This window comes from Streptomyces sp. RLA131 (assembly GCF_056270125.1).
On sequence record NZ_JBWDOQ010000002.1, the window covers coordinates 3,309,097 to 3,324,951 of the forward strand.

Sequence of the window (15,855 nt, forward strand, 5' to 3'; positions counted from 1 at the left end):
CGCATACTTGAGCGACGATGCTCGATTTCACAGCCACGGCCAGAACCGCCACCGCCGCACCGCGCGCCACCGCGGTGCGGCGGCGTGCGCGGTTCGCCGGACCCCGGCTGGACCCGTACTGGCTGGCCGCGCTCCTGTTCGCGGCGTATGCGTCGCTCTCCGTGTGCCGGTTCCGCCGGATGGACACCATGTCCTGGGACCTGGGCATATTCGAGCAGGCGGTACGGGGCTACGCGCATCTGCGGGCGCCGGTCACGGACATCAAGGCGCCGGGCTTCAACATCCTGGGCGACCACTTCAGCCCGGTGACGGCGCTGATCGCCCCCGCGTACCGCCTGTGGCCGAGCGCGGTGACCCTGCTGGTGGCACAGGCCGCGCTGTTCGCGCTGTCGGCGGTGCCGGTGACCCGGGCGGCCGCGCGGGTGCTGGGGAGGCGCGGCGGGCTCGCGCTGGGGGCCGCGTACGGGCTGTCGTGGGGCATCCAGCGGGCCGTGGACTTCGACTTCCACGAGGTGTGCTTCGCGGTGCCGCTGATCGCGTTCGCGCTGGAGGCGGTACTGCGGCACCGCTGGTACGCGGCGCTGTGGTGGGCCGCGCCCCTGGTGCTGGTGAAGGAGGATCTGGGCGTCACTGCGGCGGCGATCGGCCTGGTCGTGGCCCTGCGGGCGCGACGCGAGGACCCGAGGGCGGTGCTGTACGCGGTCGGCCTGGCGGCCTTCGGGGTGGTGGCCTGCGAGGTGGAGCTGACGTACGTCATACCGGCGTTCAACTCCGCCGGGCACTACGACTACTGGGTCAAGATGAGCGGCGACACCTCCGGCAGCGTGCTCGCGCATCTGCTGGCCGGCGCGGGTCAGAAGCTGCGGACCCTGCTGTGGGTGCTGCTGCCGACGGGTGGCCTGCTGGCGCTGCGGTCACCGCTGCTGCTGGCCGCGCTGCCCACCCTGGCCTGGCGGTTCGCCTCGGGCGACGACCACTACTGGAGCACGGCCTGGCACTACAACGCGGTGCTGATGCCCGTCGTCGCGCTCGCCCTCACCGACGCCCTCGGCCCCGCGCGGCGCAGCGGGCGCCCGTGGCTGCGCGCATACGCCGTGCACGCCCCGGCGGCGTCGCTGGCGGCCGCGCTGGCGCTGAGCACCTCGCTGCCGCTGGCCGACCTGACGCACCCGGCCGGCTACGAACCCGGTACCCGCGCGGCGGCCGCGGCCCGGGTCCTGTCGGCGGTCCCGGACCGGGCGACGGTGGAGGCCAACGTCGGGACGCTGGCGCATCTCACCAACCGCTGCCGGGTGCTGTGGGTGACCAACACCCGGGGCATCCTGCCGCGCTGGATCGCACTGGAGGAGACCGGGAAGTCGGCCTCGCAGGTGCTGACCTACGTCGGCCAGCTGCACCCCGGCGCGACGTACCGGATCGTGTCGGGCGAGTCCGGCTACTGGGTGCTGCGGCGGTTCTGATCCGCGGGGCGCGGTCGTGGCCGGTGCGGGCCGGTGCGGGCCGGTGCGGGCCGGTGCGGGCCGGTGCGGCAGGGCGCCCCGTCACCGGTCCGCGTGTCACGGATGCGCCTGCGTACCGGACCCACCGGCCGCATCAGTTGTCCAGGACGGTGGTCAGGAACTCCGCCGTCCAGGTGAGCAGTTCGCGCCCGACGACCGGCTTGCCACCGATCCGCGCCGTGGTGGGGCGCGGCACCAGCACCTGGCGGGTGGCGTGCTTGATGACCGTACGCGGGTAGAGCCGGCCGAGCCGCAGCTCCTGCGACTCGCGCAACTCCACCGGTCCGAAGCGGACGTTGGCGCCCTGGAGGGTGATGTCGCCGACCCCGACCTTGCGGGCGAGCAGCCGCAGTCCGGCCACCAGGAGCAGATTCTCCACGGGCTCGGGCAGCTTGCCGTAGCGGTCGGACAGCTCGTCGCGGACGGCCGTGATGTCCTCAGTGGAGTTCGCCGCCGCGATGGCCCGGTAGGCCTGGAGGCGCAGCCGCTCGCCGGGGGCGTAGTCGTGCGGGACGTGCGCGTCGACCGGCAGCTCGATCTTGACGTCGAGCAGGGTCTCCTCGGGCTCGCCGCCCTCCTCCAGCGCGCTGCGGTAGTCGGCGACGGCCTCGCCGACCATCCGGATGTACAGGTCGAAGCCGACGCCCGCGATGTGCCCGGACTGCTCGCCGCCGAGCAGGTTGCCCGCGCCGCGGATCTCCAGGTCCTTCATGGCGACGTACATACCGGCGCCCATCTCGGTGTGCTGGGCGATGGTCGCCAGCCGTTCGTGGGCGGTCTCGGTGAGCGGCTTCTCCGGCGGGTAGAGGAAGTACGCGTAGCCGCGCTCACGGCTGCGGCCGACCCGCCCGCGCAGCTGGTGGAGTTGCGAGAGGCCGAAGTTGTCGCCGCGCTCGACGATCAGGGTGTTGGCGTTGGAGATGTCGATCCCGGACTCGACGATCGTCGTGGAGACCAGGACGTCGAACCGCTTCTCCCAGAAGTCGACGACGACCTGCTCCAGCTGTGTCTCGCCCATCTGCCCGTGCGCGGTCGCGATCCTCGCCTCGGGGACGAGGGCGCGCAGCCGCGCCGCCGCCCGGTCGATGGACTCGACCCGGTTGTGGATGTAGAACGCCTGGCCCTCACGCAGCAGTTCGCGGCGGATGGCGGCGGCGATCTGCCGCTCCTCGTACGGGCCGACGAAGGTCAGGACCGGGTGCCGCTCCTCGGGCGGGGTGGTGATCGTCGACATCTCGCGGATGCCGGTCACCGCCATCTCCAGGGTGCGGGGGATGGGGGTGGCGGACATGGTCAGTACGTCGACGTTGGCGCGGAGCTTCTTCAGCTGCTCCTTGTGCTCGACGCCGAAGCGCTGCTCCTCGTCGACGATGACCAGGCCCAGGTCCTTGAACTTCGTCTCCGAGGAGAACAGCCGGTGGGTGCCGATGACGACGTCGACCGAGCCCTCGCGCAGCCCCTCCAGGACCGCCTTGGCCTCGCTGTCGCTCTGGAAGCGGGACAGCGCCTTCACGATGACCGGGAACTGGGCGTAGCGCTCGGAGAAGGTCGAGAAGTGCTGCTGCACCAGCAGCGTGGTGGGGACCAGGACCGCGACCTGCTTGCCGTCCTGGACGGCCTTGAAGGCGGCTCGCACGGCGATCTCGGTCTTGCCGTAGCCGACGTCGCCGCAGATCAGGCGGTCCATGGGGACGGACTTCTCCATGTCCTCCTTGACCTCGGCGATGGTGGTGAGCTGGTCCGGGGTCTCGACGTACGGGAAGGCGTCCTCCAGCTCGCGCTGCCACGGGGTGTCGGGGCCGAAGGTGTGGCCGGGGGCGGCCATGCGGGCGGAGTACAGCCGGATCAGGTCGGCGGCGATCTCCTTGACGGCCTTCTTGGCGCGCGCCTTGGTCTTCGTCCAGTCGGCACCGCCGAGCCGGTGCAGGGACGGGGCCTCCCCGCCGACGTACTTGGTGACCTGCTCCAGCTGGTCGGTGGGGACGAACAGCCGGTCGCCGGGCTGGCCCTTCTTGGCGGGGGCGTACTCGACCAGAAGGTACTCGCGGGTGGCCCCCTGGACGGTGCGCTGGACCATCTCGACGTACCGGCCGACGCCGTGCTGCTCGTGGACGATGTAGTCGCCGGGCTGCAGGGTGAGCGGGTCGATGGTCTTGCGGCGCCGCGACGGCATGCGGCCCATGTCCTTGGTGGAGGACTTCTGGCCGGACAGGTCGGTCTCGGTGAGGACGGCGAGCTTGAGGCCGGTGTCGATGAAGCCGTTCTCGATGGAGCCGGTCGCCACCTGCACCACGGACGGCTCGATCGCGGAGGCGGGCAGGGTGGTGTCCAGCCGGGCGGCGATGCCCTCGTTGCCCAGGACCTCGACGATCCGGGCGGCCGGGCCGTGGCCCTCGGTGACGTAGACCGTGCGCCAGCCGTCGGCCAGCCAGCCCTTGGTGTCGGCCAGCGCGCGGGCGGTGTCGCCCCGGTAGACCTCGGGGGCGTGCATGCCGAGCTTGATCGTGGCCCCGTCGTCCTCCGGGTCCTCCTCGCCGGCGGCGAAGGGGCTGACGCTCCACCACGGCATGCCGAGGTCCCGGGCGTGATCGCGGACGTCGGCGATGCCCCAGAGGCTGGCCGCCCCCAGGTCGACGGGTGCCTCGCCGCCGCCGGCCGAGGCGGCCCAGGAGGCCTCCAGGAACTCCCGGCTGGTCGCGACGAGGTCGGCGGCCCTGGTCCGTACCCGTTCCGGGTCGCAGACCACCGTCATGCTGCGGGCGGGCAGCACGTCGAGCAGCAGCTCCATGTCGTCCACCAGCACCGGGGCCAGCGACTCCATGCCCTCGACCGCGATGCCCTCCGCGATCCTGTCCAGCAGCTCGTGAAGTTCGGGGTGGAGCCGCAGGAGGGCGGCGGCCTTGTTCCGTACGTCCTCGGTCAGCAGCAGTTCACGGCAGGGCGGCGCCCACAGGCCGTGCTCGGCCACCTCCAGGCTGCGCTGGTCCGCGACCTTGAAGTAGCGGATCTCCTCGACGTCGTCGCCCCAGAACTCGACGCGGAGCGGATGCTCCTCGGTCGGCGGGAAGACATCCAGGATCCCGCCGCGCACGGCGAACTCCCCGCGCTTCTCGACGAGCTCCACCCGGGCGTACGCCGCTGCCGCCAGCGCGTCCACGACCGCGCCGAGGTCGGCGTTCTGCCCGCTGCGCAGGGCCACCGGGACCAGGTCCCCCAGCCCCTTGACCTGCGGCTGGAGCACGGAACGGATCGGGGCCACGACCACCTTGACCGGCCCCGCCGCCGGATCGTCCGCCCGGGGGTGCGCCAGCCTGCGCAGCACCGCCAGACGACGGCCCACGGTGTCCGAGCGCGGCGACAGCCGCTCGTGCGGCAGGGTCTCCCAGGCCGGGTACTCCACCACGGTGTCCTCCTGGCCGGCCGGCATCAGCGACCGCAGCGCCGCCGCCAGGTCCTCCGCCTCCCGGCCGGTGGCCGTCACGGCGAGGACCGTACGGTCGGTACGGGCCGCGAGCGCGCCGATGGCGAAGGTCCGCGCGGCGGGCGGACCCACGATGTCCACCTGCGGACGACGGCCGTCAGCGGCGGCCTTCACCGCCTCGCTGAGGGCCGGATCGCCGACAACAGCATCGAGCAGACCGTTCAGGCTCATGAAGGCTTTCCGTCCCAGGGGCTTGCGGCTTGTACCACGCGAACCACCCGACGCGTGGAACGAGCCGGGGTGTCCCAGCCTACGACGCCCCACCGACAACACGTGTCCGGCGGTCCCGGTGCGCGCCAGGCGCACCGGGACCGCCGGGTCTCCCCCCGTACTCCCCCGTTACTCGGTGGCGATGGCGCTCAGGACGTTCATCCGGCCGGCCCGGAAGGCCGGGAAGAGCGCCGCCGCGAGCCCCACGAAGGCGGAGCCGACGAAGACGGTCACGATGGTCGACCAGGGGATGTCCAGGACGCCGAGGCCCTGCAGGGCCAGCAGCTGCTGGGCGCTGGCGCCCCAGCCCATGCCCAGGCCGAGCCCCAGGACCGCGCCGAAGAGGGCGATGACGATCGACTCCAGGCGGATCATGCGGCGCAGCTGCCGGCGCGACATCCCGATCGCCCTCATGAGGCCGATCTCGCGGGTGCGTTCGACGACGGAGAGGGCCAGGGTGTTCACCACGCCCAGGACGGCCACGATGATCGCCAGGGCCAGCAGCCCGTAGATCAGGTTCAGCAGCTGGCCGATCTGGTCCTTGAGTGCCTGCTTGTAGTCGGCCTGGTCGCGGACCTGGATCTGCGGGAAGTCCGCCAGCTTCTTCTTGAGGGCGGTGTACGCCGCGTCCTGGCCGCCGTTCCCGGCGGCCGCGAACATGATCGTGTTCATCGGCATCCGGTCGGCCGGCAGGTAGCGGGCCACGGTGGTGATGTTGATGTACATCGCGCCGTTGTCCAGGGCGGTGTCCTTGGACGTGATGGCGGCGACCTTCAGCTTCGCCGTCCGGCCGTCCTTGAACGCGACGTCCAGCCGGCTGCCGACCTTGATGCCGCGCTTGTCCGCGAACTTCTCGCCGACCGAGAGGGCGTTCGTGCCGTAGGCGTCGGCGAGCTTGCCGCTGACCGTCTTGACCTGGAGATCCTGGGCGTACGTCGGGTCGGCCGCGGACAGCGTGACCTTCTCGGGCTTGCCGGCGCCGGTGCCGATCGTGGCGTCGATCATCTTGTAGTCGGTGACATGGGCGAGGCCGGGCACCGACTTGACGGCTTTCTCGACCTCCGGCGGGATCGGGTTCTGGGCGTCGCCGGCCTGGATGATGAAGTCCGCGCCGACCGACTTGTCGAGTTCGGAGCTCGCGGAGGCCACCATGGACGAACCGACCACCGACAGGCCCGCGACCAGCGCGAGGCCGATCATGAGGGCGGCGGCCGTGGCACCGGTACGACGCGGGTTGCGCAGCGCGTTGCGCTCGGCCAGGCGGCCGACCGGACCGAAGATCCGCAGGACGCCGGCGCTGATGGCCCGGACCACCACACCCGCCAGCAGCGGGCCGATGACCACGAAGCCGAGGAGGGACAGGACCACCCCGGCGGCCAGCAGCCACCCGCCGTCGCCGGCCTTGGTGGCCTGGCTGGTGGCGTACAGGGCGATGGCGCCCGCGGCGGTCAGCAGCAGGCCGGTCGAGGCACGTACCTTGCCGGCCCGGCCGTCGGCGGGGGTGCCCGCGTCGCGCAGGGCGGCCATCGGCGAGACCTTCCCGGCCCGGCGGGCCGGGAGGTAGGCGGCGAGGACGGTGACGACGACCCCGACGGCCAGCCCGATGACCGGGGTGGTGGCCTTGACGGTCAGCTCGGAGGTGTCGAGGTTCATGCCGGCGCTGCTCATGAACTTCATCAGGCCGATCGCCAGTCCGACGCCCGCCCCGATGCCGAGGATCGAGCCGAGGACGCCCAGCAGGCTCGCCTCGACCAGCACCGAGCGGTTGACCTGCCGGCGGCTGGCGCCGATGGCGCGCATGAGGCCGATCTCCCGGGTGCGCTGCGCGACCAGCATCGAGAAGGTGTTGACGATGAGGAAGATGCCGACGAGCACGGCGATCCCCGCGAAGCCCAGCATCGCGGTCTTGATGACGCCCAGGAAGGAGTCGATGCCCTTCTTGTTCTCCGCGGTGTACTCGGCCTTGGTCTGGATCTTGTAACCGGAGCCGAGGTCGGCCGCCACCGTCTTCTTCAGCCGCGCGTCGCCGACGCCCGGGTCGGCGGTGAGCATGATGTTGGAGTAGACGCCGGGCGCGCCGAGCAGCTTGGTCTGGGCGGTCGCGGTGTCGAAGTAGAAGACGGCCGCGCCGGGGTTGGTGGTCTTGAAGGTGGTGATACCGGTGATCTTCGCCCTGAACTCACCGGGGGTGGCCAGCACCCGCAGTTCGTCACCGAGCTTGAGGTGGTGCTTGTCGGCGGTGTCCTTGTCGACCATCAGCTCGGTCGGTCCGCGCGGGGCGTGACCGGAGGTGAGCTCGACCGTACGCAGTTCGGTGGAGTCCCAGTTGGTGCCGATGGTGGGGGCGCCGGACGACGGGCTCAGGTTGTCGTTGCCGCTGGTGACCACGGTCAGCGCCATGTTGCTGGCGTCGCCCACGGCGGCCTTGACCCCGTCCGCCGCGCGCAGCCGGGCGACCAGCGACGCGGGGACGGTCGCCGCCTTGCTGGTGGTCTGCTGCTCGTTGCCGGCGGGGGCGTCCCCGGAACTGACGGTGACGTCGGCGGCGGTGGCCGCGAAGAGCTTGTCGAAGGTCGCGGTCATGGTGTCGGTGAAGACCAGCGTCCCGCAGACGAAGCCCACCGAGAGCAGGACGGCTATGGCGGACAGCGCCATCCGTCCCTTGTGCGCGAGGAAGTTGCGCAGGGAGGTCTTGACGACGGTCACGACGTCCTCCCGCGGGCGTCGAAGTCACGCATCCGGTCGAGGACGGACTCGGCGGTCGGGTCCGCCATGTCGTCGACGATCCGGCCGTCGGCGAGGTAGAGCACCCGGTCGGCGTACGAGGCCGCCACCGGGTCGTGGGTGACCATGACGATGGTCTGGCCCAGCTCGTCGACCGACTTGCGCAGGAAGCCCAGCACCTCGGCGCCGGCCCGCGAGTCGAGGTTTCCGGTCGGCTCGTCGCCGAAGATGATGTCGGGCCGCGCGGCGAGCGCCCGGGCCACGGCGACGCGCTGCTGCTGGCCGCCGGAGAGCTGGTTGGGGCGGTGCTTGAGACGGTCGGCGAGACCGACGGTCTCGACGACCCGCTCCAGCCAGGGACGGTCGGGCTTACGGCCCGCGATGTCCATGGGGAGGGTGATGTTCTCTATCGCGTTGAGCGTGGGGAGCAGGTTGAACGCCTGGAAGATGAAGCCGATGTGGTCCCGGCGCAGCTGGGTGAGCTTCTTGTCCTTGAGCGTGGTGATCTCCACCTCGCCGATCCGGATCTGCCCGCTGGTGACCGTGTCCAGACCCGCCAGGCAGTGCATCAGGGTCGACTTGCCGGAACCGGAGGGCCCCATGATCGCGGTGAAGCGGCTGCGCTCGATGTCGACGTCGACAGCGTCGAGGGCGACGACCCGGGTCTCCCCGGAGCCGTACGCCTTGGTCACCTGACGGGCACTTGCGGCAACGGCCGAACGCTCTCCGCTGCCCCCGGACTTGGGAATCGTTACTGCCGTTGTCACGGTTCTTCTCCTGGTGTGATGGGTGCTGCCGGCGCTGTCTGCGTGTGTCATCAGCTTGGCCGCGGTGGGGAGGTCGGGGCGATGGTGCGGGTCTCCGTACCGACCCGGGGGTTAGCCCCACCCAGAAGGCTAGGGAGCGCGGCCGTGCCGCGGCTCCTCCCCTGGGTGGAATCACGGGGAGGAGAAAACCGGGTGCGTCCCCTAGGGGATCTCGCACCCCTCGGTCACGTCAGGCCCAGGCGGCGCGGCCGCAGGCCCAGGACCAGCGCGGACAGCGCGGTGTCGATGGTGGGGCCGATGTACCAGTCGCCCGTGTGGTCGACGGCGTAGACGCGGCCGGCGGCGTCGATGGCGAGCTGGGCCTGGCCGGAGGCCTCCTCGCCCAGCGGGCACACCTCGGTGTCGAGGGCGTGGCCGAGGTCGCCGAAGGTGCGCGCGAGGTGCAGCCCGTACAGCGGGTCGATACGGGCGGCGACGGGCGCGACATGACGCCCGGGGCCGACGGCGGGCGGCACGGTGAGGCCGCCGAACTCCGCCCAGGCCTCGACGGCCGCCGGGAAGACGGTGTGCCGGTGACCGCCGGGCGAGGTGTACGCGCGTAGCGTGTCGGCCCAGATCTCGGCCTGCCGGATGTCCCAGCGGCCGGGCTGCCAGCCGCCGGCGCGCAGCGCGGCGTCGACTCCCGCGGCGAAGCGGGTGCTCGTGCTCACTTGGCTCCCGCCCCGGGGTCGAAGGGCCGCACCCCGAAGTGCGAGAGCAGCGGCTGGCAGCTCCGGCACGGCGGCGCGTAGGAGCCGTGCGACGGATCGCCGTCCTCGCGGATGCGGCGGGCGGTCAGCTTGGCGCCCTTGAGGGCCTTTCTGGCCTCGCCGTTGGAGAGCGGCTTGCGCGCGGCGCGCTTGCTGCGGGCGGCGTCGACGGCGGTGAGGAAGCGGGAGAGCAGCACGGGTTCCGGGCAGCGCCCCGCGAAACGCTCACGCTGTGCCACCGGCAGTGCGTCCAGCACGTCCCGCACCAGCGGATGCAGTTCGGGCGGCTGCTCGGCCTTGCTTCCGGTGCAGGTCAGAACCTCGTCGTGAACGGACAGCGCGGCTGCCACGGCCGGCAGGATGCCGTCCCTGCGGTGTCGCAGCACAGGTGGCGGTGCGGCGTCGGCCGCGCGCCAGTCGAGCCGCGGATCCGACCTCTCCGCGGGGTCCTTCGTGTCCATGTTGGTGCGTCCCTCCCGTGCTCACCATGCCAAACGGATCAGGTGATGCGGAAGTCGGTTGTGGGAAGAGAGACAGCATTTGTGCGGGATGTCACGAAGCGCTGTCACTGAGTGACCGGCCAACTCGTCGCCGGATGAACCTACTTGGGGCGATACGTTCGGTGACCGCGTCGGGGTCCCGCCGGCCGCTTCACCGGAAAGAGTGTCCCGCCGGACAGACGCTCTGACCTGAACATACGGTTGCCGCACACCATAGGCTGTGCCCAACAGCCAGATTCAGCATGGGGGCATCCGCAATGACGACAGGTCGGTCCGTGGGGCGGGCCGTGCCGCCGAACGCGGCCTACGCCGGACAGGTGGTGCGCTTCCCGGACCCGGTCCGCGCCGCCCGGCATCCGCACGGCGTACGGGTGGACGAGGACGGATACCCGGACTTCTCCGCGTACGCGCGCGCGGCGGCGGAGATCGCCGAGCCCCCGGAGGGCTTCGGCATCGACGAACTACGGCTGACCGACTACGTGTCGGCCAACGCCGCGCTGCACGCCGCGGGGCACGAGCTGTGGGGCAGTCTGCCGCCGGTGGCCACCCCGCACGGCTGGACCTGGCACCACGTCTTCGGCACCCGCCGTCTCGAACTGGTGCCGGTCGAGATCAAGGCGCTGCTGCGGCACCACGGCGGCCTAGCCGCCTCGGACGCCGACCACACCAAGCGCGGCACCCGCCCCCTCCAGGACACCCGGCCCGTCCACTTCGGGCTGCCCAAGGACCCGGTCGCGGTGACGGAGGATCAGATCCTCGACGTTGAGGAGGAGCTGGGCTACCGGCTGCCCGGCGCCTACCGCACCTTCCTCAAGGCCGCGGCCGGCTGCGCGCCGCGCGGTGTCGCCCTGGACCCGCACCTGGGGCTGCTGATCGACCAGCCGTTCTTCACCCTGCGCGACGAGGCCGCGCTCAACGACCTCGTCTACGTCAACAAGTGCCTGCGCGACCACCTGACCAAGGACTATCTCGCGGTCGGCTACGTCCAGGGCGGCGTCCTCGCGCTGCGGGTGCGCGGCGAGGCCGCCGGGTCGATGTGGTTCTGCCCGTACGACGACGTGCGGGACGGCGACGAGGCCCGCTGGCCGTCGGCGGGTGAGCGGGTCGAGGCGCTGCTGCTGCCCTGCGGCGAGGACTTCGACGCCTTCCTGCTGCGGCTGGCCGGCAACCCGCCGGAGCTGGAGACAGTGGCGAACCTGATGGTGGACGGCGGCTTCGCCCACGCCGTCCCGGTGGAGGGGTGAAGCGGGAGATGGTCACGTTCGCGGAGGCGCAGGAACGCGCCGAACAGTGGATCAACGGCGACGTCCCGGCCTACCAGGCCCGCGAGGTGCGGGTGCGGGAGTTCGAGCTGGGCTTCGTGGCCTGGAGCGAGCCCCGCGAGGACGGCCCCACGACGGACGACGGCGCGGTGCGGCTCGTCATCGCCCGGGACAGCGGCGACGCCACGCTGTGGCCGGCACTGCCGGTCGGGGAGATCGTGCGGCGTTACGAGGAGGAGTACGGCGCCGTGCCGCAGGACGCGGCCCCGCCGGCCGACGCGCCGCCCGAGCGGCTCGACCTGGAGGCCACGTCCTTCCTGCTGAGCCCCCCTCAGTGGCTTCAGGACGCCGCCGACCGGATCGGCATCCCGGACCGCCGGGGCGGACCCTCCGGGGGTGTCCCCACGCCCTGGCGGGACGCCAACACCAGCACCGCCGCCGACGCCGAGTCCGTCGCCCCTCCCGCCACCGTCTTCGCCCCGCCCGCGCAGGAGGCGCCCGCGCCCCCGCCGCCGACGCCCGCCCCGACGCCGGTCCCCGGGCCCGTCGCGGCGCCGCCGGCGTATCCGCCGCCGTCGGGCCCGGGAGTGCCGCTGCCGCCGCCCGGGGTGTCGCGGGGCGCGCCTCAGGGCCCGCCGCCCGGCCCGGCCCGGCCCGCTCCGGCGCGGCCCGCTCCGGCGCGCGGGGCCTCGGACATCGCGGACGCCGAGACGTCCAAGGCCGGGCGGGGCAGCGTGCCCCCGCCGCCGCCACCCCCGCCCGGCGTGCCGGGAGCGGGCGGCGGTGCGCCCGCCGCCCCCGTCCCCGCGCCCGGCGCTCCCGGCGCTCCCGGCGCTCCCGGCGCTCCCGGCGCTCCCGGCATGGGATACGTACCGACCCAGATGGTGCCGCAGCTGGACCTCAGCGGCCCCCGTGGCCAGGACGTGCCGCCGCCCCCGCCACCGCCCGGGGTGCCGCGCGGGGCGGGGCCCGGCGACGTCCACCACGCGGCGACCATGCTGGCGACGCCCGGTGGCCCGCCCCCGCCGCCGCCCCCGCCGGTGCTGCGGCAGCCGATGGCGCAGCACCAGCACCAGCCGCCGGTACCGCAACCGCCCGCGCCCCAGCCGCAGTCCCAGCCGCAGGGCGGTGGCTACGGCTATCCGCAGCCGCCCGCCGGGGTGCCCACCGTGGGTCCCGGTTACATGGCCGTGCTGCGCTATCGCGCCCAGGACGGTTCCGAGCAGCAGCTGATCCGGCGCTCGGCGCCCGGCACGCCGCACCCGGAGTGGCAGATCCTGCACGAGCTGCGCGCCCTGGGCGTGCCGCCGCAGCAGGTGCTGGAACTCCACACCGAGCTGGAGTCCTGCGATCTGCCCGGCGGCTACTGCGCGCGCATGGTCCGCGAGACCTGGCCGCAGGTGCGGATCAGCCACACCGCCCCGTACGGCAAGGACCACGCCGGACGCCAGCAGGGCGTGCAGCATCTGCTCACCCATCTCGGCGAGCTGCACCAGGTGGCCGGAGCTCCCGCGATCACCCACCCGCAGCGGGTGCCGCTGCCGCATCCGGCACAGGTGCAGCGGGTGCCGCCGATCCCGCTGGACGGGATCGGCCACGAGCTGGCCCAGGCCTTCGGTCCGCAGGGCGTGTTCCGCTTCGACCAGCGGGCGGTCTCCCGTCAGGGCGTGCCGGACATCGTGGCGCAGACCCTGACCTGGTCCGGGCTGCCGGTGGACTTCGGGCCGTTCTTCTGGGCGCAGGCCCAGCCGGGCCGTCCGGTACCGACGCTGGCAGAGCTGGCCGCCGAGCGCGGGGTGCAGGCGGGGCCGGACGCGGGCTCGTACCTGGTGATGGGCAATGACTACGGCCGCCAGCTGTGCGTCCAGTACGGCACCGCGCACATCGTCGCCGTACCGCTGGAGGCGGCGCCGGGCGGGCAGCCGGCCGTTCCGCAGTTCGTCAACACCAGCCTGCCGGAGTTCGCCCGCTGTCTGGCCCTGCTGGGCCGGATGTGGCGGCTGCGGCTCGGACTGACGCCCGATCAGGCCGGACGCTGGACGGTCGACTTCCAGAACCAGCTGGCCGCTCTGGACCCGGCGGCGGTCTCCTCGCCCGACCACTGGTGGGCTGTGCTGATCGAGCAGATGTGGGACGGGATGCTGTAGGCGCATGCGTGTCCGGCCCCCGTCGGAGTGTTGCGTTATGGACAAATAGGGCAAATAACCAAAAATGGAGGCATGAACTTCGGCTTTGGCACCGCCCGCGGCCGCGGATACCGCCCCGACCAGGTCGACCGCTTCCTGGACGAGCTGTCCGAGGACCGGGACGCCGCCTGGGAGCGGGCCGCCCGGCTCACCGTCCTGGCCAACGAGATGGACGCCGAGTGCAGCGCGCTGCGCGAGGTGGTCGCGACCCTGGCGCCACCGTCCTTCGAGTCCCTGGGCCCCGGCGCCCAGGAGCTGCTGCGGCTCGTCGAGGACGAGGCCGCCGCCGTACGGAGCCGGGCGGAGGCCGAGGCGCAACATGCGCACGACACCGCCGAGGCCGCCCGCCTGACCCTCCTCGACGAGGCCCGTGCCGCCGCCCAGGCCCGCCTGGCCGTCGCCGAGGAACACGTCCAGCACGTCATCGGCGAGGCCAGGGCCGGCGCCACCGCGCTGCTGAACGAGGCCGGGCAGGAGGCCGCCCGCGTCCTCGACGAGGCCCACCGCACCCTGGAGGCGGCCCGGCAGGACGCCGACCGCGCCCTCACCGAACTGGGCGCCGAGCACCGCGTACTGCTCGACAACGGGCATCACGAACTGGCCGAACGCGAGGCCGGCATCGACAGCCGCATGGGCGAACTCACCGCCTACGCCGAGACCCTCGCGGCCGAGGCCGAACGCTCCTTCGCCGACGCCCGCGCCGACGCGCGCCGCCGCCAGGAGGAGGCAGAGGCCGCGGCCTCGCAGCTCATCGTCCAGGCCCGCGCCCGGGAGGAACGTATCCACCGCGAGGCCGAACGCGAACTGCGCGAGCACGAGATCCGCCGGGAGGAGATCCGCGAGCACCTCGCCCACGTCCGCTCCAGCCTCGCCACCCTCACCGGCCGCGAACCCGGCGAGGAAGAAGAAGGAAAGGACGGAGAAGAGGAAGAGGAAGAGGAAGGGGAAACGCGGCCCTGAGCGACCGGGTCCCGACCGGGCGGACCCGACAGGGTTCAGGCCCGACAGGGTTCAGGCCCGACCGGCTCCAGGCCCGACCGGCTCCAGGCCCGGTCGGCTTCAGGCCCGGTCGGGCAGCAGGGCCGAGACGCGGAACCCGCCGTCGCGGGTGGCGCCGGCCGCGAAGCCGCCGCCGAGGGCGGAGACCCGCTCCTTCATACCGAGAAGGCCGTTGCCCCCGCTGGGCAGGCGCAGCCCGGTACCGGACTCGGCGGCGTCGGAGGGCCCGTTGAGGACCAGGACGGCCACCTCCTCCTCGCGGTAGGCGAGCCGGACCTCGGCCTTGGCGCCGGGAGCGTGCTTGTGGACGTTGGTGAGGGCCTCCTGCACCACGCGGTAGACGGTCGCCTCGATCCGGGCGGTGACGCTCCGCCGGGCGCCCTCGACCTGGAAGACGACGCACATGCCGACCGCCCGGGACTCCTCCATGAGCGCGTCGAGCTCGTCCAGGCAGGGCCCGTCGCCCTCGCCCAGGCCTTCGGCATCCCCCTGGGCGCCGCCACCGTCACCGCCGGCGTGCGCGTCGGCGGCCCGCACGGCCGGCGCCGGCTCGGCGCGCAGCACGCCCAGCATCTGCCGCAGTTCGTTGAGCGCCTGACGGCCCATGTCCCCCAGCAGCTCCGCGTTGGCCGACGCCTTCTGCGGGTCCCGCAGCGCCACCGCCTTCAGCGCGGAGGCATGGACGACCATCAGGCTCACCCGGTGCGCCACCACGTCGTGCATGTCGCGGGCGATACGCGTCCGCTCCTCCATGCGGGCCCGCTCGGCCCGTTCGGAGGCCTTCTCCGCCAGCAGCGACAGCTCCCGCTCCAGACCGTCCGCCCGCTCCCGCAGGCTCTCGACCAGCCGGCGCCGGGCCCCGACGTACAGACCGAGCAGTACCGGCGGCGCGTTGAGGCCGACGGCGGTGAGTACGGAGGTGAAGACGGCCGCCGCGTAGGGACCGTCGAAGCCCTGGGTGGTCTTGAGGAGGCTGACGATCAGGGTGCCGGCCGCGGACATCCCGGCCAGGACGGCGGTGATGCGGCGCGGCACGTCGGACGCGGCCAGCGTGTAGAGGCCGGCCATGCCCAGCAGCAGGATGCCCATCTGGGCGGGGGCCACCGCGATGGCGACCAGTACGACCGCCACCGGCCAGCGGCGCCGGAACAGCAGCGCCGAGCCGACGGCCAGCCCGAACAGGCCCGCGACGGTCACCGACACCCCGGTGCGCTGGGCGAAGGCCACACCCTCCAGCAGGCACTCCACGGACGACACCGCGGCCAGCATCACATCGAGCACCAGACTGCGCCGTCTGGGCCACCCCCACAACACTCCCCCGGCCCACCGGCCGGGTCTGTCTGGTACGTACTCCCCCGTCGTACTCATGTCCAACAGGGTAGGCGTTGTCCGTCTGGCGGGCGGCACGAGTCCCGCGCAAGCCGCCGACCTATCCTGGTGCCGTCGGACAGCGCGGTCCGCACACATTTGCCCACCGC

At 72.7% G+C, this 15,855-nt stretch carries 10 protein-coding genes; 4 read left to right on the top strand and 6 right to left on the bottom strand.

The features are described 5' to 3' along the window. Positions 1-17 precede the first annotated feature (17 nt). Positions 18-1,460: a DUF2079 domain-containing protein gene (locus RWE79_RS15935; protein WP_475940732.1), complete on the top strand. Its 1,443-nt coding sequence runs from the start codon at positions 18-20 to the stop codon at positions 1,458-1,460. 133 nt (positions 1,461-1,593) lie between these two features. Here the strand turns inward: RWE79_RS15935 and mfd are convergent, their stop codons facing one another. The 5 genes from mfd to RWE79_RS15960 all read right to left on the bottom strand — a co-directional run bounded on the left by mfd (position 1,594) and on the right by RWE79_RS15960 (position 9,891). Beyond that, positions 1,594-5,151 carry a transcription-repair coupling factor gene (gene mfd, locus RWE79_RS15940; RefSeq protein WP_475940733.1) on the bottom strand — a complete coding sequence of 1,186 codons (3,558 nt, stop codon included), beginning with the start codon at positions 5,149-5,151 and terminating at the stop codon, positions 1,594-1,596. Between the two features lie 168 nt (positions 5,152-5,319). Then, complete coding sequence (locus RWE79_RS15945; protein ID WP_475940734.1) at positions 5,320-7,896, bottom strand: ABC transporter permease; 2,577 nt, start codon at positions 7,894-7,896, stop codon at positions 5,320-5,322. Next, on the bottom strand, positions 7,893-8,681 hold the full coding sequence (locus RWE79_RS15950) for an ABC transporter ATP-binding protein (RefSeq protein ID WP_475940735.1): 789 nt from the start codon (positions 8,679-8,681) through the stop codon (positions 7,893-7,895). Before RWE79_RS15950 ends, RWE79_RS15945 begins: the two co-directional genes overlap by 4 nt. Before the next feature lie 224 nt (positions 8,682-8,905). Further along, the gene (locus RWE79_RS15955) at positions 8,906-9,391 is read right to left on the bottom strand and encodes an SUKH-3 domain-containing protein (RefSeq protein ID WP_475940736.1); all 486 of its coding nucleotides are present in this window, start codon (positions 9,389-9,391) and stop codon (positions 8,906-8,908) included. Next, a complete protein-coding gene (locus tag RWE79_RS15960; protein WP_475940737.1) occupies positions 9,388-9,891 on the bottom strand; it encodes a YwqJ-related putative deaminase in 504 nt (167 codons plus the stop codon). Before RWE79_RS15960 ends, RWE79_RS15955 begins: the two co-directional genes overlap by 4 nt. 296 nt (positions 9,892-10,187) lie before the next feature. On the opposite strand from RWE79_RS15960, the gene RWE79_RS15965 reads away from it, so the two are divergent. From RWE79_RS15965 to RWE79_RS15975, 3 genes are all read left to right on the top strand, one after another. Next, on the top strand, positions 10,188-11,174 hold the full coding sequence (locus tag RWE79_RS15965) for an SMI1/KNR4 family protein (RefSeq protein WP_475940738.1): 987 nt from the start codon (positions 10,188-10,190) through the stop codon (positions 11,172-11,174). A gap of 8 nt (positions 11,175-11,182) precedes the next feature. Beyond that, positions 11,183-13,339 (top strand): SUKH-4 family immunity protein, encoded by a 2,157-nt coding sequence (locus RWE79_RS15970; RefSeq protein WP_475940739.1) that lies wholly within the window; start codon positions 11,183-11,185, stop codon positions 13,337-13,339. A gap of 72 nt (positions 13,340-13,411) precedes the next feature. Next, a complete protein-coding gene (locus tag RWE79_RS15975) occupies positions 13,412-14,338 on the top strand; it encodes a DivIVA domain-containing protein (RefSeq protein ID WP_475940740.1) in 927 nt (308 codons plus the stop codon). A 99-nt stretch (positions 14,339-14,437) separates the two neighbouring features. Here the strand turns inward: RWE79_RS15975 and RWE79_RS15980 are convergent, their stop codons facing one another. Then, positions 14,438-15,745: a sensor histidine kinase gene (locus RWE79_RS15980; RefSeq protein ID WP_475940741.1), complete on the bottom strand. Its 1,308-nt coding sequence runs from the start codon at positions 15,743-15,745 to the stop codon at positions 14,438-14,440. Between the last annotated feature and the right edge of the window lie 110 nt (positions 15,746-15,855).